At 56.6% G+C, this 22740-nt stretch carries 18 protein-coding genes; 13 read left to right on the forward strand and 5 right to left on the reverse strand.

Features of this window, described 5'->3' with window-relative positions; all coding sequences use genetic code 11:
• Nucleotides 1-708: 708 nt before the first annotated feature.
• From hydE to hydF (F1379_RS25780), 10 genes are all read left to right on the forward strand, one after another.
• Nucleotides 709-1764 carry a [FeFe] hydrogenase H-cluster radical SAM maturase HydE gene (hydE, locus tag F1379_RS25735; protein ID WP_150275336.1) on the forward strand — a complete coding sequence of 352 codons (1056 nt, stop codon included), beginning with the start codon at nucleotides 709-711 and terminating at the stop codon, nucleotides 1762-1764.
• Between the two features lie 158 nt (nucleotides 1765-1922).
• A complete protein-coding gene (locus F1379_RS25740) occupies nucleotides 1923-2915 on the forward strand; it encodes a 2-oxoacid:acceptor oxidoreductase family protein (RefSeq protein WP_150275337.1) in 993 nt (330 codons plus the stop codon).
• A 20-nt stretch (nucleotides 2916-2935) separates the two neighbouring features.
• Complete coding sequence (locus F1379_RS25745; RefSeq protein WP_150275338.1) at nucleotides 2936-5227, forward strand: thiamine pyrophosphate-dependent enzyme; 2292 nt, start codon at nucleotides 2936-2938, stop codon at nucleotides 5225-5227.
• 66 nt (nucleotides 5228-5293) lie between these two features.
• Entirely contained in the window at nucleotides 5294-5797 is a 504-nt protein-coding gene (gene nuoE, locus F1379_RS25750) for an NADH-quinone oxidoreductase subunit NuoE (protein WP_150275339.1), read from the forward strand.
• Nucleotides 5798-5843: 46 nt separating this feature from the next.
• Nucleotides 5844-7721 (forward strand): NADH-quinone oxidoreductase subunit NuoF, encoded by a 1878-nt coding sequence (nuoF, locus tag F1379_RS25755; RefSeq protein WP_203457177.1) that lies wholly within the window; start codon nucleotides 5844-5846, stop codon nucleotides 7719-7721.
• An 8-nt stretch (nucleotides 7722-7729) separates the two neighbouring features.
• Nucleotides 7730-9475 carry an NADH-dependent [FeFe] hydrogenase, group A6 gene (locus F1379_RS25760; RefSeq protein ID WP_239004815.1) on the forward strand — a complete coding sequence of 582 codons (1746 nt, stop codon included), beginning with the start codon at nucleotides 7730-7732 and terminating at the stop codon, nucleotides 9473-9475.
• Between the two features lie 45 nt (nucleotides 9476-9520).
• Nucleotides 9521-10945, forward strand: coding sequence for a [FeFe] hydrogenase H-cluster radical SAM maturase HydG (gene hydG / locus F1379_RS25765; protein ID WP_150275341.1), 1425 nt, complete (start codon nucleotides 9521-9523; stop codon nucleotides 10943-10945).
• A 49-nt stretch (nucleotides 10946-10994) separates the two neighbouring features.
• Nucleotides 10995-12188 (forward strand): [FeFe] hydrogenase H-cluster maturation GTPase HydF, encoded by a 1194-nt coding sequence (gene hydF / locus F1379_RS25770; RefSeq protein WP_150275342.1) that lies wholly within the window; start codon nucleotides 10995-10997, stop codon nucleotides 12186-12188.
• On the forward strand, nucleotides 12185-13609 hold the full coding sequence (locus F1379_RS25775; protein ID WP_275262659.1) for an aspartate ammonia-lyase: 1425 nt from the start codon (nucleotides 12185-12187) through the stop codon (nucleotides 13607-13609). The genes hydF (F1379_RS25770) and F1379_RS25775 overlap by 4 nt, the downstream gene beginning before the upstream one ends.
• Nucleotides 13610-13652: 43 nt before the next feature.
• On the forward strand, nucleotides 13653-14930 hold the full coding sequence (gene hydF / locus F1379_RS25780) for a [FeFe] hydrogenase H-cluster maturation GTPase HydF (RefSeq protein WP_150275343.1): 1278 nt from the start codon (nucleotides 13653-13655) through the stop codon (nucleotides 14928-14930).
• 63 nt (nucleotides 14931-14993) lie between these two features.
• Here the strand turns inward: hydF (F1379_RS25780) and F1379_RS25785 are convergent, their stop codons facing one another.
• Genes F1379_RS25785 through F1379_RS25800 form a run of 4 tightly spaced genes read right to left on the reverse strand, consistent with a single transcriptional unit; the run spans nucleotide 14994 to nucleotide 18426 of the window.
• Nucleotides 14994-16130: a hypothetical protein gene (locus tag F1379_RS25785; RefSeq protein WP_150275344.1), complete on the reverse strand. Its 1137-nt coding sequence runs from the start codon at nucleotides 16128-16130 to the stop codon at nucleotides 14994-14996.
• Nucleotides 16127-17020: an ABC transporter ATP-binding protein gene (locus F1379_RS25790; protein WP_150275345.1), complete on the reverse strand. Its 894-nt coding sequence runs from the start codon at nucleotides 17018-17020 to the stop codon at nucleotides 16127-16129. The genes F1379_RS25785 and F1379_RS25790 overlap by 4 nt, the downstream gene beginning before the upstream one ends.
• A complete protein-coding gene (locus tag F1379_RS25795; RefSeq protein WP_150275346.1) occupies nucleotides 17010-17894 on the reverse strand; it encodes a hypothetical protein in 885 nt (294 codons plus the stop codon). The genes F1379_RS25790 and F1379_RS25795 overlap by 11 nt, the downstream gene beginning before the upstream one ends.
• Nucleotides 17851-18426, reverse strand: coding sequence for an RNA polymerase sigma factor (locus F1379_RS25800; protein WP_150275347.1), 576 nt, complete (start codon nucleotides 18424-18426; stop codon nucleotides 17851-17853). Before F1379_RS25800 ends, F1379_RS25795 begins: the two co-directional genes overlap by 44 nt.
• A gap of 302 nt (nucleotides 18427-18728) precedes the next feature.
• On the opposite strand from F1379_RS25800, the gene F1379_RS25805 reads away from it, so the two are divergent.
• From F1379_RS25805 to F1379_RS25815, 3 genes are all read left to right on the forward strand, one after another.
• Nucleotides 18729-19508, forward strand: coding sequence for a DeoR/GlpR family DNA-binding transcription regulator (locus F1379_RS25805; RefSeq protein ID WP_150275348.1), 780 nt, complete (start codon nucleotides 18729-18731; stop codon nucleotides 19506-19508).
• Nucleotides 19501-20316 carry a Cof-type HAD-IIB family hydrolase gene (locus F1379_RS25810; RefSeq protein WP_162551289.1) on the forward strand — a complete coding sequence of 272 codons (816 nt, stop codon included), beginning with the start codon at nucleotides 19501-19503 and terminating at the stop codon, nucleotides 20314-20316. Before F1379_RS25805 ends, F1379_RS25810 begins: the two co-directional genes overlap by 8 nt.
• A gap of 158 nt (nucleotides 20317-20474) precedes the next feature.
• Nucleotides 20475-21674: an MFS transporter gene (locus F1379_RS25815; RefSeq protein ID WP_150275350.1), complete on the forward strand. Its 1200-nt coding sequence runs from the start codon at nucleotides 20475-20477 to the stop codon at nucleotides 21672-21674.
• A 93-nt stretch (nucleotides 21675-21767) separates the two neighbouring features.
• Here the strand turns inward: F1379_RS25815 and F1379_RS25820 are convergent, their stop codons facing one another.
• Nucleotides 21768-22514 (reverse strand): gamma-glutamyl-gamma-aminobutyrate hydrolase family protein, encoded by a 747-nt coding sequence (locus F1379_RS25820; protein WP_150275351.1) that lies wholly within the window; start codon nucleotides 22512-22514, stop codon nucleotides 21768-21770.
• Nucleotides 22515-22740 lie beyond the last annotated feature (226 nt).

Consider the following 22740-nt stretch of genomic DNA (forward strand, 5'->3'; position numbering starts at 1 on the left):
AAACCAAGCTCACCTAACGAAAGGTAGGACAGTACACCTAGAAGTTTTCATGTCAACCCTTTTGCAGGGATTCACTGTATGAAACGTTTACTCCTGGCGTTGTGCTGTCCTTAGCGAAGCGGCTGGAAATTCATCACACCAGCAAGGGGAATTAAAGCACATATACCCAGAAATATGAATTGCTCAAGGCACCAGGCCTGATCCCAGCCGGTTCATCCAGGTGTATCGGGCCATTGCTGCTTTTTGAAGAGACAGACAACTGCACTGGGCGAACCTGCTGCTGCGGCTACTTTTGCCGGAAAGAAGAGGCTTTTGCTTGACCTGAATAACTGTAAGGCTTTTAATATGCATTAATGTTAAAATATGTGATTCTCTCTATTGACAAGGCTTAAGCGGCTATGACACAATTTATGACAATTACACCTCCTACATGACAAGGCGATAGGCATCCCGTTTCGTTAATATTATTAGCGGCCAGGGTTGTCTATTTTTTTCGCCAACAAGAAATGTAAGCGGTTTATACTGAGCATCGCATAAAGGGGGAGCCGCCTATTTAACAAGACGGGTAATATCCGATTGACGATAGCAATAACCGGAGCGGGAAATGCCGTTACACTCCGCATAGGCACCGTCATCGAAGGCAAGGGCGCAGCATACTCTAAAGTAATTCGAATCTTGGTGCCCGGAAAGGAGGGGATACATAAGATTATGGAAGCGGAAGCATTGCTGAACCGATTAAACGAGGAGCACTCCCTAACTGCCGGGGAACTGGTCACGCTGCTCCGGGAGCTGACCCCGGGACTGAAGAAGAGACTGTTCCGGCTGGCTGACGAGAAGCGCAAGAAATATTACGGCACCGGCGTCTATGTACGCGGGCTGATTGAATTCTCCAGCTTCTGCAAGCAGAACTGCAAATACTGCGGCCTGCGCCGGGGCAATGTCAAGGCAGAACGCTACCGGCTGACGGAGAAGGAGATTGTGGATTGTGCGGCTGAAGGCTACAAGCTCGGCTACCGGTCGTTTGTCCTGCAGAGCGGCGAGGACTTCGGCTTTACCGAGGAGCTGATGATCAGTATTGTCCGGCGGCTGAAGGCACGGTTTCCGGATGCGGCGGTTACGCTGTCAATCGGCGAGCGGAGCGAGGCTTTTTACAGGGCGCTCTACAATGCGGGGGCGGAACGGTTTCTACTGCGACATGAAGCGGCATCCCGTCCGCTGTATGAATCCCTGCATCCCGGCATGTCCTACGAGAACCGCATGCGTTCGCTGTTTCTGCTCAAGGAGATCGGTTATCAGATCGGGGCCGGATTTATGGTGGGTCTTCCGGGACAGAGCTATTGGCACCTGGCCGAGGATCTGCTGTTCCTTAAGGAGCTTCAACCGGAAATGATCGGCATCGGCCCGTTCATCCCGCATAGTTCAACCCCGCTCAAGCATGCGGTTGGCGGGACGGTCGATGAGACGCTGGTGATGATTGCCGTCGCCAGGCTGATGGTTCCAAAGGCTTTGATGCCGGCAACTACTGCGATGGGCAGTCTGGATCCGGCAGGCAGGGAGAAGGCGCTGTCCGTCGGCGCCAATGTGGTGATGCCCAATCTGTCACCGCTGCGGGTACGCGAGAAATACGCCCTCTATGAGAACAAAATTTGCACCGGCGACGATGGACCGCAATGCCGCAGCTGCATTGAAATGCGCATTGCCGCCTCGGGGTATGAGCTTGCGCTGGGCCGGGGCGATCATTACAGCTACAGCAGGTCGTTGTAACCAAGATTGAGGTAGCACAGATATTCTCAATCCATTCTCAGCATACAAGTGAAAATATTCACGTAATATGATGATTAGACCTGTTATGAGAATTTATCATGCAATAATTCTGATGCTGAAGTTACATTCAGATCCATCAATTCAAGGGAGGAAACCCTATGTCTACTTTACCAAAGCATAATGCGCTCGGTTTCTTCGAGATCCGGCTGGAGTCCATCGGCGGCCTCGGAGCGAATCTGGCCGGCAAAATGCTCGCCGAGACCGGAGCGATCGAGCTCGGGCTGAACGCGGCCAACTTCTCGTCTTACGGCTCGGAGAAGAAAGGGACGCCTGTCAAGACCTTTGTGCGGTTCTGCGAGCCGGAGATCGAGATCCGCGACCACAGCCCGATTGAGGAGCCGCATGTCGTGGCGGTGTTCCATGAAGCCCTGTACAAGACGGTCAACGTGGTCAGCGGCCTGCCGCTGGACGGTGTTGTGCTGATTAACACCACCCGCGATTTCGACGAGGTGCGTGCCGATCTCAAGCTGGAGTACGGAACGATTGCACTGGTGGACGCCATGGGCATCGCCGTGGAGGAGAAGACCAAGGTCAATACCTCCATGCTCGGAGCGCTGTTCCGGATCTGTGATTTCCTCGATCCCGAAGCGATGCGCACCGTCATCCGCAGAACGTTCGAGAAGAAATATCCGCATCTGGTGGAGCCCAACCTGCGCACTTTTGACCGCGGCTACAACGAAGTGAAGTTCAAGACCTATGAAGCTCCTGAGGGTACGGTAGCCAGACCGTTCAAGCGTGCACAATCCCTTCTTGGCTATCAGACGCAGCTGCCTGGAGGGCTTATTGCGGCCCAGGCCAACAGTATCCTCAAGGACCTGAGCGGCTCGCGGGCCGGGATGATACCGGTATTCGATGCGGAGACATGCATCAGCTGTGCGGCCTGCGACAATGTATGCCCGGATTACTGCTTCGTGTGGGAGCCGGCCGAGGACAAGCGGGGCAGAGTGCAGCAGTTCCTGCGCGGGATCGATTACCAGTACTGTAAAGGCTGCCTGAAATGTATCGAGGCCTGTCCGACAGACGCGCTGAAGAGTGCCCGCGAGGAAGTCGGCTATGCCGAACAGCACCGCGTGGCCCAAGTATTCGTATAGCGAAAGGGTGGAGACAAACAATGGCAATCAGTGAAAATGAATTGACCAAGGCGTTGCCTGCCGAGCAGGTCACCTATTTTGAATCAGGCAATGAAATGGCGGCTACGGCGGCCGCACAGATCAATTATCATATCATGGGCTATTTCCCGATTACGCCGTCCACGGAGGTCGCCCAGTATCTCGACCAGATGAAGGCGCGCGGACAGCATGACATCCAGCTGATCGCCGCCGATGGCGAACACGGCTCCGCCGGCATCTGCTACGGTGCGGCGCTGGCCGGCGCACGTGTTGTCAACGCTACCAGTTCCCAAGGCTTCCTGTATATGCTGGAGCAGCTGCCGACCCAATCGGGCACACGGTTCCCGATGGTGCTGAACCTTGTAACCCGGGCTGTGAGCGGACCGCTTGATATCCGCGGCGACCACTCCGACCTCTACTATGCCCTGAATACCGGCTGGGTCATTCTGACGGCCAGTACGCCGCAGGCTGTATACGACATGAACATTATCGCGCTTAAGGTGGCGGAGCATTCCAAAGTGCGCCTGCCGGTCATCGTGGCCTATGACGGTTTCTTCACCTCGCATCAGAAGCGTAAGGTACAGTACTTTAAGGACAATGAGGCCGTCCGCAATTTCGTCGGTCCGAACCCGAATCCGGGCTATCCAAATATTTCCGATCCTGCGCACCCGGTGACTATCGGGGCCCATATGGGCGGCGACGATCTGATGAACAATCATTATCAGCTCTCTGAAGCGCTGTATGCAGCGGAAGATGTGTATGAGGAAATTGCCAAGGAATACGCGCTCCTGTCGGGCCGTGAATACAAGGTACTGGACCTGTACCGCATGGAGGATGCGGAAGTTGCAGTCTTCCTGCTCAACTCGGCGGCGGAATCCGCCAAGGATACCGTGGACGCCCTGCGGGCGAAGGGAATCAAGGCGGGCCTGATCCGGCCGAATGTGATCCGCCCGTTCCCCGGAGAGCAGCTGCGTGAGGCGCTGAAGAACGTCAAAGCGCTTCTGGTCGGCGAACGCGCCGATTCCTACGGGGCCGAAGGCGGCAACCTGACGCATGAGATCCGTTCCGCACTGCAGGTGGACCCGGAGAACGAGACCATCGTGCTGTCGCGGGTATTCGGTCTCGGAGGCAAGGACTTCTATGCGGACGACGCGCTCGCGTTCTTCCAGCTGGCCATCGACGCCGCCGAACTGGGCTATGCCGCCAAGCCGTTCGATTACCACGGGTACTATCCCGGAGAAGAGAAGAATATGCTGCAGCCGGTGATTGAGCCGCCGCACGGCGACGCTTTCAAGACCGGGCTGATTCAGGTGACCCAGAACGAGGATACCGGCCTCCTGAAGGTCAAGCTGCCGCCGCTGCGCCAGCTGACCGCCAAGCCGCACCGCCTCGCCCCCGGGCATGGCGCATGTCCCGGCTGCGGCGCATTGTCGGCACTGGAGCTGTTCTTCAAGGGCATTGAAGGCGATATGGTGGTGCTGTTCCAGACAGGCTGCGCGTATGTAGTCACCGCCAGCTATCCGTATTCCTCGCACAAGCAGACCTTCGTGCACAACCTGTTCCAGAACGGCGCGGCCACCGTCGCCGGGATGGTCGACGCGTTCTACGAATTGAAGCGGCGCGGCGAGATTGAGGTCTCCGACGATTTGACCTTCGTCATGGTGTCGGGAGACGGCGGTATGGATATCGGCATGGGTGCAACCGTGGGCGCTGCACTGCGCAATCATAAGATGATCATTCTCGAATACGACAATGAAGGTTACATGAACACCGGGTCCCAGTTGTCCTACTCCACACCGATTGGCCATATGACCAGCACCTCCGGCGTCGGCAAGGCCCAGAAGGGCAAGAAGGGACATCACAAGGATACGGCGCAGATTCTGGCGGCCTGCAATATCCCTTATGTGTTCACCGCCGCCGAGTCCAATCCCCAGGACCTGCTGCAAAAAGCGGCCAAGGCCCAGTGGTACGCCAACAATGTCGGCACAGCGTACGGCAAAATCCTGTGCGCCTGCCCGCTCAACTGGAAATCGCCGGATGACAACGGAACAGAGCTGGTCAAAGCAGCGGTCGATTCCTGCTTCTTCCCGCTCTATGAAATTGAACAGGGCATTACCAACCTGACGTATAATCCAGAGCTGAAGAACAAACGCATCCCTGTATCCGACTGGCTCAAGGGCATGGGCAAGACGAAGCATCTGCTCGGCGATGCAGAGCTGCTGCAGGATTTCGAGACGGAAATCGAGCGTCGCTGGTCCCGTCTGAAGCTCAGAAGCGAGAATGCGCTGCTCTAAGCCATCCGGGTCAGCGGGTTGAGTGACGATTCCGCCATTATAACTTGATTGAAGGGAGCTTTAATCATGGAAGAGCAACTCGCCTTCGGCTGTGGTCACACAGCCGAAGCCGAAATTGACGAGAAACTGGAGAAGATCGAGGCGGCCATTGAGCAGTTCCGCACGATCAAAGGCGCGCTTATCCCTGTACTCCATGAGGTGCAGGATGTGTACGGCTACCTGCCGGAGAAGATTCTGCAGATTGTGTCCAGGGCGCTGAATCTGCCGATGAGCGAGATCTACGGGGTGGCTTCGTTCTACCACTTCTTCTCGTTAACCCCCAAGGGCGACAACATTATCCGGGTCTGTATGGGCACCGCTTGCTACATCAAGGGAGCACAGGCGCTGCTTGACCGGTTCAGCACGGAATTAAAGGTTCCGGTTCAGGGAACGACGGAGGATAACAAGTTCACGCTGGAGGCGACCCGCTGCCTGGGGGCTTGCGGCCTCGCTCCGGTGTTGACCATCGGCGAGAAGGTGCATGGACGGCTGGTGCCTAATAATGTGCCGAAGATTTTGAAGGAATATTGATGCTAGGCTTGCGCGGCAGGCGCAATATTATCGGGGGTGTCTACACATGAAGCTGTTAACGGATCTTGATGCAATCCGCACGCTGTCCAAGGGCCTGCTCGACAACCGCAGGATCACCGGGCAAACGCCGGAGTCGATTCAGTTCCGGTCGGTGATGGTCTGCGGCGGCACGGGCTGCACGTCATCGGACTCTAATGCCATAGTCGATGCATTGAACAAGGAAATCGCGAATTTAAGCATCCAGAACAAGGCGGAAGTGGTACGCACCGGCTGCTTCGGCTTGTGTGAGCTGGGGCCGGTTGTCATTGTCTATCCGGAAGGGATCTTCTACAGCCGGGTGGAGGTCAAGGATATTCCGGAAATCGTAGAGCAGCATTTGCTGTACGGAACACCGTTTGAGAAACGGATCTACGAGCAGACCCGGAAGGACGGGGAAATCCTCAATTTCGAGGAGACGGATTTCTACAAGAAGCAGGTGCGTATCGCACTGCGCAATTGCGGTACCATTGATCCGGAGGTTATCGACGAGTACATCGCCAGCGACGGGTATACGGCGCTCGGTAAAGTCATCATGACGATGACTCCCGAGCAGGTGGTAGACACGGTCAAGCGCTCAGGTCTGCGCGGACGGGGCGGCGGCGGCTTCAACACCGGGCTGAAGTGGGAATTCGCGGCCAGGCAGGAGAAGCAGCAGAAATACGTGATCTGCAATGCGGATGAAGGCGATCCCGGGGCGTTTATGGACCGCTCCATCCTCGAAGGCAATCCCCATGCCGTTATTGAGGCGATGGCGATTGCAGGCTATGCAATCGGGGCCAATCAGGGCTTTGTCTATGTGCGGGCAGAGTATCCGATTGCTGTCCAGCGATTAATGAAAGCGCTTGATCAAGCCCGAAAATATGAGCTGCTCGGCGACAACGTGATGGGCACGGGCTTCAAGTTCGATATTGATGTACGGCTCGGCGCGGGAGCCTTTGTCTGCGGGGAAGAGACGGCGCTGATTCATTCCATCGAAGGCTTCCGCGGAATGCCGACGCCCAAGCCGCCGTTCCCGGCAGTGCAGGGGCTGTGGAACGAGCCGACGATCATCAATAATGTCGAGACGCTGGCTAACATTCCGCAGATTGTCCTGAACGGGGCGGAGTGGTATGCCTCCATAGGTACCGAGAAATCGAAGGGGACGAAAGTCTTTGCCCTGGGCGGGAAGGTCGTCAACACCGGACTCGTCGAGGTGCCGATGGGGATCACGCTGCGCGAGGTCATCTTCGAGATCGGCGGAGGCATCCCGAACGGCAAGAAGTTTAAGGCTGTGCAGACCGGCGGACCTTCCGGCGGCTGCCTGACTGAAGAGCATCTCGACTGTACCATCGATTTCGATACACTGACCAGCCTGGGGTCCATGATGGGCTCCGGCGGGATGATCATTATGGATGAGGATACCTGCATGGTTGATGTTGCCCGGTTCTACCTCGATTTCACGCGCGACGAATCCTGCGGCAAATGTACACCCTGCCGGATCGGGACCAAACGGCTGCTGGAGCTGCTCGACAAGATTACCGAGGGCAAAGGCACGCTTGAGGATCTCGATAAGATGGAGAGCCTGTCGCTGCAGATCAAGAACTCGTCGCTGTGCGCGCTCGGCCAGACGGCCCCCAACCCGGTCTTGTCCACGATCAAGTATTTCCGGGATGAATACGTGGCCCATATTACAGAGCAGCAATGCCCGGCAGGCGTGTGCAAATCGCTGATTTCCTATGAAATCGATGCACAGCTGTGCAAGGGCTGCAGCCTCTGTGCCCGCAAATGTCCAAGCGACGCCATCTCGGGCAAGCCGAAGGAGCCGTATGTCATCGAGAAAGCGAGCTGCATCAAATGCGGCGTCTGCTTCGATGTCTGCAAATTCAAAGCCGTAATGATAGTCTGACATTAGGAGTGATCGGGTTGAAGACGATTAATATAACCATCGACGGAATCGATACAGAAATCCCCAAGGGCATGACCGTTCTGGAAGCGGCCCGCGGGCTCGATATTCAAATTCCCACCCTCTGCTATCTGAAAGGCGTCAACCACTCCTCCAGCTGCCGGGTGTGTGTGGTGGAGGTGGGTCCCAGGCTGATCGCCTCCTGTACGCTGATTGCCGAGGAAGGCATGCAGATCCGCACGAATACCAAGAAGGTCCGCGATGCCCGCCGGACTTCGGTGGAGCTGCTGCTGTCCGACCATGAACGCGAATGTCTCAGCTGTTCCCGCGGCGGCAGCTGCGAGCTGCAGTCGGTCTCGAATGACCTTAACATCCGCCAGGTGTCTTATGTCGGAGAGAAATCCAGCCAGGAGAAGGATTATACTTCTCCGGCCATCATCCGGGACGCAGCGAAGTGTATCCTCTGCGGACGTTGTGTAGGGGCCTGCGGGACCCTGCAGACCGTCAACGCCATCGGCTTCGCGAAGCGCGGCTTCGATACGGTGATATCCACGGCGTTCGGCCGTCCGCTGGCGGAATCCACCTGCATCAACTGCGGCCAGTGTATTATGGCCTGTCCCGTCGGTGCACTCGGCGAGCACGAGAATATCACCGATGTCTGGAACGCCATTTCCGATCCGGCCAAAACCGTTGTCGTGCAGACCGCTCCGGCGGTGCGCGTGGCGCTGGGCGAAGAATTCGGACTGCCGATCGGCTCCCGCGTCACCGGCAAGATGGTGGCCGCGCTGCGCAAGCTCGGCTTCGATAAGGTATTCGACACCAATTTCGGGGCCGATCTGACGATTATGGAAGAGGGGACGGAGCTGCTGAACCGGCTTGGCAGCGGACAGAACCTGCCGCTGATGACCTCCTGCTGTCCGGGCTGGGTGAAGTTCGTGGAGCATAACTTCCCGGATATGCTGGATAATCTCTCGACCTGCAAATCGCCGCATGAAATGGAAGGGGCGATGGTGAAATCCTATTTCGCCAAGCAGGAAGGAATCGCGCCGGAGGATATTGTCGTTGTCTCGATTATGCCGTGCACTGCTAAGAAATTCGAAAGCGGCCGCGACGAATTGTCCGGCGGCGGGCTGGCGGATGTCGACTGGGTGCTGACGACCCGGGAGCTGGCGGCCATGATCAAGGAAGCCGGGATTGATTTCGCGAACCTGAAGGATGAAGCCTTCGACAATCCGTTCGGCGAGGCATCTGGCGCCGGCGTCATCTTCGGAGCGACCGGCGGGGTGGCCGAAGCGGCGCTGCGTACCGTGTTCGAGCTGACCTCCGGCAAGGAGCTGGAGACGGTCGAGTATACGGCGGTCCGGGGGATGGAGGGCATCAAGGAGAATGTGATCGAGCTGCCGGGCGGCCAGGAGATCCGCACCGCTGTGGTCCACGGACTCGGCAACGCCCGCAGGCTGATGGAAGCCATAGAACGGGGCGAGAAGAGCTATGATTTCATGGAGGTTATGGCCTGTGCAGGCGGCTGCATTACGGGCGGCGGCCAGCCGATCCATGATGCGAGAACGCTGGAGACGGTCAATATCAAAGCGGAACGGGCCAAAGCCATTTACTCGGAGGATGAAGCGCAGGTGATCCGCAAATCGCATAATAATCCGCAGATTCAGAAGCTGTATGCGGAATTTCTGGGTACCCCCGGCGGCCATAAATCCCATGAGCTGCTGCATACCCATTACCTTGAGCGTTCCAGATTCTGAACAGAAAGTCTATTTTGCCTAAAGTGCACTTGGGAGGTTGACGCCGTGCGGAAGGAATGGGAAGCGGCACATTTTATCGATGATGAGGAAATCCACCGGAGCTTGCGGGAAGCTGCAGTTACAGCCGGGGACCAGGCCTATGTTCAGACATTATTAGCCAAAGCGCAGGAATGCAAGGGGCTGACCCACCGGGAAGCGGCCGTGCTTCTGGAGGTTACCGATCCGGAGGTGCTCGCTGACATCTATACTTCCGCCAGGGCGGTCAAGGAGAAGATTTACGGCAACCGCATTGTACTGTTCGCACCGCTCTATATCAGCAATTACTGCGTCAACAACTGCGAATATTGCGGTTACAAGCATAGCAACAAGGATTTTGAGCGGCGCAGGCTGCAAATGGACGAATTGGCCGAGGAAGTACGGGTGCTTCAGGAGCTGGGACATAAACGGCTGGTGCTGGAGGCGGGGGAAGACCCCGTGCATTGCGGCATTGATTATGTTGTGGAAGCCATCGAGACCATTTATGCGGTCAAGGTAGACAACGGCAGTATCCGGCGGGTGAACGTCAATATTGCCGCTACAACCGTCGAAGATTATCAGAAGCTTCATGATGCCGGAATCGGCACTTATATTTTGTTCCAGGAAACGTACCATAGGCCCACTTATGCGGAGCTGCACCCGCAAGGCCCCAAGAGCGATTATGACTGGCATACCACGGCGATGGACCGGGCCCAGCTGGGCGGTATCGACGATGTCGGCGTAGGCGTACTCTATGGGCTATATGACCACAAGTACGATACGGTCGCTATGCTGATGCATGCAGAGCATCTGGAGGAGCGGTTCGGCGTCGGCCCGCACACCTTGTCTGTTCCAAGATTGCGGGAAGCAGAAGGTGTTAACTTGAAAACGTATCCATACCTCGTGGATGATGCGGAATTCAAGAAGCTGGTCGCCGTACTAAGGCTGGCCGTACCGTATGCAGGGATGATTCTGTCCACCCGCGAGGAGCCGGTGTTCCGCGACGAGATCATCAAGCTGGGCATATCACAGATCAGTGCAGGCTCCAGCACCGGTGTCGGCGGATATATGGAAGCGAAGAAGGGGAGTGCCGAGCGCTCCAGGGAAAAGCCCCAGTTCGAGGTCAGCGACCACCGTTCGCCGGAGGAGATCATCTTCAGTCTGTGCCGGGACGGGTATGTGCCGAGCTATTGCACTGCCTGTTACCGCGAGGGCCGAACCGGAGACCGCTTCATGCGGTTAGCCAAATCCGGTCAGATTCACAATGTATGCCAGCCTAACTCGCTGCTTACGTTCAAAGAGTATCTGCTCGATTATGCCGGAGAAGAGACCCGTGCGCTCGGCGACGAGATTATCCGCCAGGGGCTGGAGGCTATTCCGAAGGAATCTGCGCGTAAGATCACCCTTGACCGGCTCCAGCGACTGGAGAACGGGGAGCGGGATCTGCGGTTTTAAGCGGCTAATGCCACCATTTCCTGTTTCATCAATGAAGGAGGAATCAGCAATGCAAACGACACTGCCTACGGGCAAAATGCATATAGCGGTGTTCGGCAGAAAAAACTCGGGTAAATCCAGCCTGATCAACGCCCTGACCGGACGGAGCTCACTGATTGTGGGCGATAAGCCGGGGACTACGACCGAGCCGATATTTCAATCTTTTGATATGGATAAGGTCGGGCCTGTAATGATGGTGGATACCGCCGGGATTGACGATGAGACGGAGGCCGGTCCCTTTTTGGTGCAGAAGACGCGTGAAGTGATGGATCTGACGGATCTCGGCATCCTGATCTTCTCGGAGGAGTCGGATAATTTCAAGCTGGAGAAGGAATGGTACCGGGAGCTTGATAAACGCCATATTCCCGTCATCGGCGTCATTACCAAGACCGACGACCATTATGTCGATACCGATTCACTCAAAAGAGAGCTGGGCATTCCGATCGTCAAGGTCAGTGTGAAACGCAACGTAAATCTCGGCGGCCTGCGCTATGCGATTCGGGACCGCGCACCGGCGGAGTTCGAGCGCAGCAGTATTGTCGGCGACCTCGTCAAGGCTGGCGATGTGGTGGTCATGGTGGTGCCGGAGAAGATTCCTGCACCGAAGCACCGGCTGGTCGCATCCCAGCAGCAGATTCTCCGCGACCTGCTGGATCACCATGTGATGGCGCTGACGGTAACGGAGGCCGAGTTGCCGATGCTTCTGATGGATCTGAAGGTGACGCCGAATCTGGTCATTACCGATTCCCAGGTATTCGATATCGTGAATGAGCTGATTCCGGCAGAAGTCCCGCTGACGACAATTGCGGTGCTGATGGCGCGCTTCAAAGGCGATCTCGATACCTTTGTCGCCGGAACGGAGGTCATTGCGCGTCTGCAGCCGGGCGACAAGGTGCTGCTGTCCGAAGCATGCATTCACCATCCGCACAACGGCGAGATCGACCGCTCGCTGGTCCGGGCGAAGCTGCAGGAGATAGCCGGCGGGGCGCTGCAGATTACGTCCAGCGTCGGACCGGAGTTTCCGGCGGATATTTCCGCCTACAAGCTGGTTGTGCATTGCGGCGGCTGCATCTTTAACCGCAAGCAGCTGATGGACCGGCTCGCGCGTTCGGGTGACAAAGGGGTGCCTATCACCAATTACGGCATTGCTTTTGCCTACTTCAACGGAATACTGCCGCGTGTGTTGGAAGTGCTGAATAAGTGAATAAAGGCACAAACTTTGCAGCGTTGCGACCGCGCCGTGAAACGGACGCCTTAGGCACTATGGAGCTGCCCGGGGATGCTTACTACGGGCTGCAGACGGCGCGGGCACTGCACAATTTCCCGGTCAGCGGCCGTCCGGTCAACGCCCACCTGCTGCAGGCGCTGATTACGGTCAAGAAAGCCGCTGCGCTGACCCATCTGAGGCTGGGCAGCTTCCCTGCATCTGTTGCGCAGGCTATCGCCGAGGCTTGTGATGAGCTGCTCGCCGGCAAGGTCAGCGGGCAGTTTCCGGTTGATGCGCTGCAAGGCGGTGCCGGCACATCAACCAACATGAATGTAAATGAAGTGATCGCCAATCTGGCGATTGAGCGGCTGGGCGGGATACGCGGCGACTATTCGCTGGTGCATCCGCTGGATCATGTCAACCGCCATCAATCGACCAACGATGTATATCCAACGGCGCTGCGGATTGCAGCCATTGGTCTGGTGCGCCGCGTCAGCGCTGCCTTTGCTTCGCTGCAGGAGGCGCTGCAGGAGAAGGAGCAGGAGTTCGCCGGCATACTGAAGCTGGGCCGCACCGAGCTGATGGATGCCCTGCCGATGACGGCCGGTCAAGGCTTCGGCGCCTATGCCAGGGCCGTGGCCCGGGACCGCTGGCGGCTGTACAAGGCGGAAGAGCGGCTGCGCGAGATCAATATCGGCGGGACTGCCATCGGCACGGGACTGAACGCACCGCCGAAGTACACGTATCTGATGACTGATCTGCTCCAGGAATTGACGGGCTACGGGCTTGCCCGCAGTGAATATCCGATGGACCAGACGCAGAATATGGATGTATTCGTGGAAGTGTCAGGGCTGCTTAAGGCAGCGGCGGTAACGCTGCTCAAGATCTCGAATGATCTGCGGCTGCTGGCCGGCGGACCCACCGGCGGCCTCGGTGAGCTGGAGCTGCCGCCTGTGCAGGCAGGCTCGTCGATGATGCCGGGGAAGTGGAACCCTGTCATCGCGGAAATGGCCGGCCAGGCCGGCATGCGGGTCATCGCCAATGACACGGCGGTAGCACTGGCGGCGGCGGGAGGCCAGCTGGAGCTGAACGCCTTCATGCCGCTGATTGCCGATAGTCTGCTGGAGTCTCTGGAGCTGATGGAGGCTGCGGTGCGTCTGTTCGAGGAGCGCTGTGTGCGCGGCATCCGGGTCAACGGAGCGCGCTGCAGGCAGACGCTGGAGAACTCCGCGGCACTAGCCACCGCGTTCGTAGAGCATATCGGGTATGAGCGTTCAGCTGAGCTGGCCCTGCGTGCAAGGGAGGAAGGGAAGTCCGTGCGCCAGGCCGTGCTGGAGACGGGGCTGTTAAACGAAGAGCAAATCACGCAAATTCTGAGCACGGAACAGGTGACCCGGCCGGGGATTCCCGGAGCTTAATACGAAGCTGTTGCCCGTTGGTTAACAAAAAGGAGAATACGGTATGAGCCTGAATGATACGCCCCGCTCCAGCCGCCTGCATATCGCTTTCTTCGGCAGGCGCAATGCCGGGAAATCAAGCATTATTAACGCGATCACGAAGCAAGATATTGCTGTAGTCTCGCCAGTGAAAGGCACCACCACCGACCCGGTATATAAGGCGATGGAGCTGCTGCCGCTCGGGCCAGTGGTGTTCATCGACACGGCCGGACTGGATGACGAAGGCGAATTGGGCGAGCTGCGCAAGAAGAAGACACTTGAAGTGCTGAACCATACCGATGTCGCCATGATCGTGGTGGATGCTTCCTGCGGGGTAACTGCTCTGGAGCAGCAGCTTGCCGCTGATATCCGCAGCAAGGGCATTCCAGTGCTGGGCATTCTCAATAAATGCGATCTGGTGGCGGACCTGTCCGGCTCCGGGCCGGAGCGGCAGGCGGCAGAGGTCCAGCGGGCGGAGGAAGAACTGGGCCTGAAGGTGATGCCTGTCTCTGCTCTGGAAGAGCGCGGATTCAAGGAGCTGAAGAAGGCGCTGACTGCTGCGGTGCCGGAAGAGGAGGATAAGTTCCGGATTGTAGGCGACATCGTCTCGCCGGGCGACCTGGTCGTGCTGGTCACGCCGATCGACAAGGCGGCGCCCAAAGGCCGGCTGATTCTGCCGCAGCAGCAGACCATCCGCGATATTCTGGAGAGCGATGCCATCGCGGTCGTGACCAAGGAGCATGAGCTGCGCGAGACCCTGGAGAGCCTGGGCCGCAAGCCGCGCCTGGTGATCACCGATTCCCAGGTGTTCCTGAAAGCGGCGGCAGATACGCCGAAGGATGTAGCGCTGACCTCATTCTCAATTCTGTTCGCCCGGAACAAGGGCGACCTTGCGGAATTGGTCCGCGGTGCCCGGGCCATCGGCCGTCTGCAGAGCGGCGACAAGGTGCTGATCGCCGAAGCCTGCACCCACCACCAGCAGCCGGACGATATCGGCAAGGTGAAGATTCCGCGCTGGATCCGCCAGGCCAGCGGTAAGGAGATTCAGTTCGATTTTGCTAACGGGATGAAATTTCCGGACAATGTTACGGATTACGCATTGATCGTACATTGCGGAGGCTGTATGCTGAGCCGCAGGCAGATGCAGTGGCGGATCGAGCAGGCTCGTGCTGCCGGAGTGCCGATTGTGAACTATGGCGTGGCTATCGCCTATGTTCAGGGGATTCTGGAACGGGCGGTCGCCCCGTTTCCGCTGGCCCGGCTGGCCTGGGAGGAAGCAGGTCAGCAGCCGCAGCCTTTATAAACAACATGAATACGGGACTGGCCTGTCCGCTGTATGGCGGTTAAGTCAGTCCCGTTTCTATTCTTATGAAGGTGACCGCCGCCAGCGGCTAAAGGTAACCGGTGACAGCAGTGCTGCAAGAATTCCGATGATCAGGGTACAGGCCAGCGCGAACGGCGCATAAAGTACCGGATAACCGAACCAATTGTAGGTACTGTAGCTTTGCAGAAGCCTCCCGCTGTTGAGCAGGAAGGTGGGAAGCAGAACAGACCAGCGGTCGTTCAGGAACAGGTGGGCAATAACCATGCCGGCAGCGATCAGGCTGGTGCTTATACTGCTGCGCAAAAGGGCGGAGAGCAGCCCGATCACAACGGCAAAGGAGATGGCGCCGATCAGGGCAATGCCGTATTGAAGGATAAATGCTTGCAGCATATTCAGATGATAAGGTGTAGCCCAAGTCGGATAAAGATCGTTAAGCGGCGCATCCCAGCCTATAAATCCAAAGGGCAGACAGGCGATAAGGAGCGTGGAGGCAAAGATCAGCGTAACGCTGCAGACCGCAAAGAGGACAGCGGCCGCCGTCTTCGCTGCAACAATCCGCAGCCTGCCGCTAGGGCTGGATAAGATCAGAGCATCCATCCGGCTGACCGTCTCACCGGCGAATAGCGGGGCGAGCCCGAAGGCCAGCAGTAGCCCGATCCATACGCCGCAAACACCGGGAAAGCCAGAAGTGTAGAGAAATAAATGTAACCAGTCCTCAGTGACATAGAACCCTGGAAGCTCCAGGCTCCCCCACATGGTCAACCACTTGCTGAGATCCCTGTAAGCAAAGGTATTCTGTTCACCCCGCTCCTCCATCCGGGCAATTTTCTGTTGAGCCTCTAGAACCTCTTGCTTAAATAGATTGGCTTGATAGCCTGTAACAGTATAATGCTGCTCCAATATCGCGGTGATCTTCTCTTCGTCGGGCTTATCGCTGTCCTCCGCACGTTCTTCGTCTAACCGGTAAGCATACTTCTCAGCCAGCTGCGGGTCTACCGGCCCAATCAGTTGTTTAACACGTTCAGGCTCGGCTTTATATACTGCCAGAATGCTGTTCATTCCCTTCGGATACGCGGTGGAGATAAACCAGAAGGCCGTAAAGCCGATGGCTGCGGCCAATATAATCCATACGCGCAGGATCAGCAGCTTGCGGAGCTCAAATCCGATTAAGTGCTTCATCTGGAGAGAGCCACCTTTCGGCTTCCGGGAGTGCTTTTGAAATGGTGCATGTAGACATCCTCCAGTGAAGGGGTTACAGGCATAGCCTGTTCACAGGGCGGCCTGCCGGCAATGACCCGCACATCCAGGCCTTCGCCCTGCTGCTGTACATTGATAACGGTGCCGATTTCCTCCAGCTGCGGCAGGAGACGGGCCGGAATATAGGCTTGCCACACTTCTCCGGCCAGCTCTCCGGCCAGTTCGGCAGGAGTTCCCTGCCGCAGCAGCTTGCCTTGACCCATCAGAATGACCTGCCTCGCGATGAAATCAATGTCGGACACAATATGGGTGGACAGCAGTACAATCCGGTCACTGGATATTTCCGATATCAGCTTGCGGAAATGCACCCGCTCCAGCGGGTCCAGACCGACTGAAGGCTCATCAAGAATAAGCACGGCCGGATGGTTAAGCAGAGCTTGAATGATGCCTAACCGCCGCTTCATTCCGCCGGAGTATTTACCGCATTTCTTGTCCAGCTCATCCGCCAGATTGACAATTCCGGCAAGCTGTTCGATACGCTCATCCGCTTCGCTGCGTGTCAAGCCCTTTAGTGCAGCAATATAACGCAAGAAGGCTCTTCCGGTAAAATGGTTATACATGCCCAGCTCTTGCGGCAGATAGCCGAGCACGGCCCGGTAGGTATCGCCCAGCTTATCTTTGTCCTGGCCGTCCAGCAGCACTTGTCCGCCTGTCGGGGCGAGCACATCGGCCATAATGCGCATCAGCGTCGTTTTACCTGTTCCATTCGGTCCGAGCAGACCGTATACCCCGGGTGAAAGGCTGAAGGATATATCCCGCAGCACCTGCTTTTTGCCGAACCGGTGTTGAATACTGCGTAGTTCAAGCTTCAAGAATCATTCCTCCTTGTTGAATATGACGCGCTTGGCCTTTGGCGGCTAAGGCCAGCAGGACAAGCGATGCAGCGGAAGCGAGCATCAGGAACGGCAGCGGAAGCGTGGTAAGGAAACGCTGAACGGGATCACCCACAAGCACGGTTAGCCAGATGCAGGGCAGTACACTGAGTGAAACCGCAAGCTGCCGGAAATTGCGGATGCGGGCAGAGAGCTGGAGCGAAGCTGCCGTGTTGAGCAGCAGTGGAATGCTCCAGAGCAGAATGAATCTTCCGGGTTGAATGGGAACGCCCGCCGCGATCAGAACCAGTGTGATACAACTATTGACCAGCAGTGCCGTAGCAGCTGCTAATAGCAGCCGGGTAAGCACGTAACGGTGAAGCGAAATCCGCAGGCTGCGGGTAAGCTCGCCCATGCCGCATAAAGCATGGCGGGCTGTGTTCAGCGTGACTGCAAAGAGCGGAATGCACCCAATGACGGAAAGGATTAGCAGCGGATGCATTTCCTCATTCCATTGCAGCAGCGCATAAGCAGCAGCATAGAAGGACAAGCCGAGCAGCAGCGCCGGCCATAGTCCCTGGGACGTCACGATGCGCAGCCACCTTGTGAATGACAGCGGTGAGGGAGTGGCAGGAGGGGAGAAGGCCAGCCGGGTACGGCGCCATCGCTGCATTGCCGCGGCGACAAAGCCGTCAGGTACCGGAGCTTCTGGAATGTCACGGATGTGCCGGATGACCGAATTCAGTTCGTGGCTTGTCCAGTGCTCCTGAAGCTCAAGCCTGCTTATTTCATGCTGCATGCGGATGTCGAGCAGCTTATGCTCTTCCTGTTCAAGCTTTGCCTGATACCGAGGGCTTGGATGGTCTTTGGACATGACGTTCATCCGCTCCTTTTTTATTTTTGCCTTCCCGTTTAGTTGTCTTTTCGCTTAGAGTTGTCCGCAGCTTCTGCAACGAACGGCTGACCCGCGACTTTACGGTTGTCTCCGGCTCGTTCAGGACGGCAGCAATTTCCTTATAGGAATATTCATACTTGTACCTTAACAACAAGGCATCGCGTTGTTCTTTCGGCAATTGCCGGATTACGTCATAGACCGCCGCTACTTCCTCGCGCAGCAGAATGCCCTCCAGAAAATCACTATCCGCAGCAACCTCGTTCATATTGACGGAGCCGGGCTCCGTAGCTTTCGTCTGCCGTGCAGCTTTGCTGCGATAGTAGTCGATGCAGACATTGGAGGCGATGGCCATCAGCCAGGAGCGGAAGCTGCCTTGATTGCCTATGTATGTGTCAAGCCGGGTCCAGACTTTCTCGTAGACGCTTTGTGCCAGATCCCATGCCAGCTCCGAATCGTGAACCTTCCAACGGATGAACCGGTAAACGTCGCCGTATGTATGACGGATAATCATTTCTGCTGCAGCTTCATTGCCCTTCCTGGCCTCATGTATCCATTGATCTTCACAGATAAAGCCTTCCTCCCTTCCTCTTTCTGACTAATATTACGAGATTGTGCAAATGATCGACGCATTGCGAGATGAAAACTCCGGAAATATCTTTATTGACGCAAAAAGTGGCAAGAATACTTATATGCACTGAAGATAATGCGTTGCATTTGCTTCTAAATACTTATTAACGCTTGCCCTTAATAGATAAATGCAGTACAATTGCTTACATAAACGCATGAATGCGAATTTGCGAAGGAGAAATGCCTATGTTTCAGGAAGAACGGATGCAGGCGATATCCGAATACCTCACCCGTCATCAGCGGATTGATATTAAAGAGATCTGCCAGCGATTCGAGGTATCGCGGGATACCGCGCGCAGAGATCTGTTAAGAATGGAAGAACTCGGCCTGATTCTGCGTACCCACGGCGGGGCGGTGCTGCCTCCCAAGGGCGGAGTGGAGGTCTTTGAATATAAAGTGCGGCTGGAACGGGAGTCCAGCGAGAAACGGGAGATCGGCCTGTGTGCGGCTTCGCTCATCAAGAACGGGGACCATGTGCTGATGGATGCCTCTACCACCGTCCAGTTCGCGGCAGAGAATATTACCGCAGATGATATCGTGGTCGTAACGAATTCCATAGATATTGCCGACGTGCTTTCCCGCAAGCCTGCGGTCAGAACATACCTGCTGGGGGGCGAGCTGCATCCGAAGCACCGGTTTCTGTATGGCCAGGCGACGGTCGACAAGCTTGCCGACTACCGGGTGGACAAATTGTTTCTGGGCGCCTGCGGTATAACCGCAGAAGGGCTGACTTTTCCGCATGAGGAGGATGGTGTGGTTAAGCGGGAGATGATCAAACGGGCGGAGCAGGTGATTGTGCTGGCGGATCATACGAAGTTCGATAACCGGATGTTCTACCGGATTGCGGGTCTGGACGCCGTGGACCTGCTGATTACGGACCGGAAGCCGGAAGCGGATATGCTGAGACTACTCGAGGAGCATCAAGTAGAACTGATTTTAGTACCGGAGGATGATAGCGATGATTAAACTGATTGCGTCGGATTTGGATGGAACGCTGCTGGACCGGCAAAGGAATATTGCGCCCGAAGATTGGGCGGCGGTCAAGTCGGCTTTTGAGGAAGGCTATATTTTCTGTGTGGCTTCGGGCAGAATGCACTCCGAAATCATGCAGCTGATGACTGAATACGAGGGGCAATACTATACCGTCGGCCAGAATGGGGCCACCATTTATACGAAGGAGAAGGAACTGGTATCCCATGCCGCTTTTGCACCGGAAGTATCTTCAGGAATTATGCGCACAGGCAAAGCCTGCGAAGGGCTGCTCCATTTCGTGCACTGCGCAGACGATTCATATTATACGGAGGAACGCAACGCGGACACACAGCCGGTCGAGGCCCGGATCATGACGGAGTGTACCGCAAATGCACAGCTTGTTCAGGACCTGGAGAGCGGGAAGCTTGTCAGCTGCAAAATCTCCTTCTTCGGCGAGCTCGAAACACTGCTGGAGCTGGATGCCGAACTGCGGCGCACATTCTCCGGCCAGATCGAAACGTTCACCTCGGAAAAAGACGTCCTCGACATCATGCCGCTGAACGTCAACAAAGGCACGGGTCTGCAGCACCTGATGGATGCCCTTGGACTCGCACCGCAGGAAATCGCCTGCATCGGAGACTCCTTCAACGACCTGTCGATGTTCGCACTGACGGAGCATAGCTATGTCATGGCCGGTGCCCATCCGGACGTAAAGTCCAGTGCCAGCCATGTGGTCCGTTCTGTAGCGGAAGCCATTACGCATATACATGCGCATAACAGGGAGGAGCAGGCATGTGGATAATAACCGGACTACTGCTGTGGTTGTTTCTTTGCGCATCCGTTCTGCTCGCGGCACTATGTGCCGTACCCTATGGAACTGCAGAAGTAAAGCATGCCAACGTAAACCGCTCAGACAACGATCCGTTCGCATTTCTATTTGAATAAGTTTAAGGAGCTTTTATGAAAAAAACGAATCAAACCGCACTAGTCTCCGCCTTTACTTTAATGGCTTTTGTACTGGGCACGTCGGAGTATATTATTGTCGGACTACTAACTGAAATTGCCGGATCGCTGCGGGTGACGGTCGCTGCCGCCGGTGCGTTAGTCTCCGGCTTTGCGCTCGCCTACGGCTTGGGAACACCGGTGCTTATGACATTCGTGAGCCGGTTTCCGAAGAAGAAGACCATTCTGACGCTGCTTGCACTGATCGTCGCCTTGAATCTGCTCAGCGCAGCTTCGACCACCTTTTTCTGGCTGCTGGTCACCCGGATTGTCACGGCCATTCTATGCGGGCTCAGCATTTCGCTGGCGTTGTCCGCTGTAAGCGTACTGGTGGCACCGGAACGGCAGGGGAGATCGGTAGCTTACATTCTCGGCGGCTTCGGTATCGCCAATGTGCTCGGAGTACCGATCGGCACCTGGGTCGGTCAGCATTGGGAATGGCCGGCGGCGTTCGTACTGACCGCCCTGATGGGAGCGGCAGCATTTATCCTTAATGCGCTTACTATTCCGGCCCATCTGCCGGGCTCGCAGGCCTCGCTGAGGGAGCAGCTTGGACTGCTCGCAGACGGGCGTATTCTACTGGCATTATTTATCCCGATTCTCGGGATCGGAGCGGTCTTCTCGCTGTATACGTATATACGGCCGCTGATGGACGACTACATGCACGTGCCGCCGTCAGCGGTAAGCGGAGTGCTGCTGGCTTACGGCGTTGCGACCATTTTCAGCACCTGGCTGGGCGGAAGAATTGCTTCCGGCAACGCGGTCGGCAGGCTGCGCGTGGTGTTTCTGGTGCAGGCCGCCATTTATGCCGTGTTTTATTTTGCGGCGCCGCTCCATGTGCCCGGCCTGATCGTGCTGTTCCTGTGCGGCGTGGTATCCAGCCTGCTCAATGTGACTGCACAGCTCTATCTGATTGAGCTGTCCGTCGAGCGCTCTCCGGCTTCGCGCGACTTCGCCGCGTCGCTGAATCCGGTGGCGTGCAACTTCGGCATTGCCTTTGGCTCCGCCATCGGCGGCGTTGCCATGGAGCAAGCCGGGGTAGCCGCGCTGCCCTGGACGGCGATGTTCATCGCGCTGGCCGCTTTTGCGGTAACAGCAGTCAGCTACAGCCTGCGCCGCAAAACACTGGCGCGGCGGGCGTTACAACCCGATATATGATGCGGTCCGGGACGGGACGGGGCTTCTAGGAGGCCCCGTGTCGCTCTATGGCTTAAGAAAGCGGACGAATGCCCAGCTTCTGGCGAAGCAGCATCAGGTCCGCTTTTTGCGCCCGGCGGCTTCGCTCTGGTATTCACTGCATGCCGCCGCAAACGCCTGGAAGATCTGCAGGCTTGCAGGATCACTGCGGTAAGAGAACTCCGGATGCCATTGCACGGCGTGGACAAATCTTTTACCGGGGAGGTACAGACCTTCAATAATGCCGTCATCTGCCGTAGCCGAGATTTCAGCCTCCGGCGCCTTGGTACGCACCGCCTGATGATGATAGCTGTTGACCTCCAGTCTGGAGGTGCCGACAATCGGGTAGAGCGGACTGGACACTGGAATATTCACCGGGTGCAGCGGTTTATCGTAGGGAGGCTTCTGCTGATGAATCTGCACACCGGGGGCTTCCGTCTGCAAATCCTGATACAGCGTGCCGCCGAGCAGAACATTGAAGAGCTGAATCCCCCGGCAAATGCCGAGCATCGGCAGGTCTGCCGCCAGCGCAAGCTGGAATAGACGCTGCTCCAGAACATCGCGTTCCTGACAGAGTGCGCCGCAAACCTCACGCACCGGCTCCTGGTACAACTCCGGTGAGACATCATGCCCGCCCGCAAACAGCAGCCCGTCCAATTTGTCCAGCAATACCGGCAGATCCTCCGCTTCATGCGCAAGCGGCAGCATCACCGCAATCCCGCCGGCCGCCGCGATCCCCTCCATATAACCGGGCAGCATCCAATAGCTGTCTCTGCCCTCGTCCACCAGAGGAGTAATTCCAATTACAGGCTTGGTTCTCAAATGAATCCTCTCCTAAACACCGATATTTTTATTTTTACATACAGTTGTACCGTATCCGGTAGTGAAAGGGAAGTGAATAATTTACTTTTGCTGAGCACAAACGGGCATAGGGTAGCCTGCAGCCTACACGAAACATCACAAGTGGAACATCGCAGTATTCGGAACCCCGATCTTAATGCAATCTTAATACGGGGGGCAAACTTATAACACTATCCAGATTTCAAGA

The sequence above is a fragment of the Paenibacillus tepidiphilus genome (assembly GCF_008635795.1).
Classification (GTDB): Bacteria; Bacillota; Bacilli; order Paenibacillales; family Paenibacillaceae; genus Paenibacillus_AQ; species Paenibacillus_AQ tepidiphilus.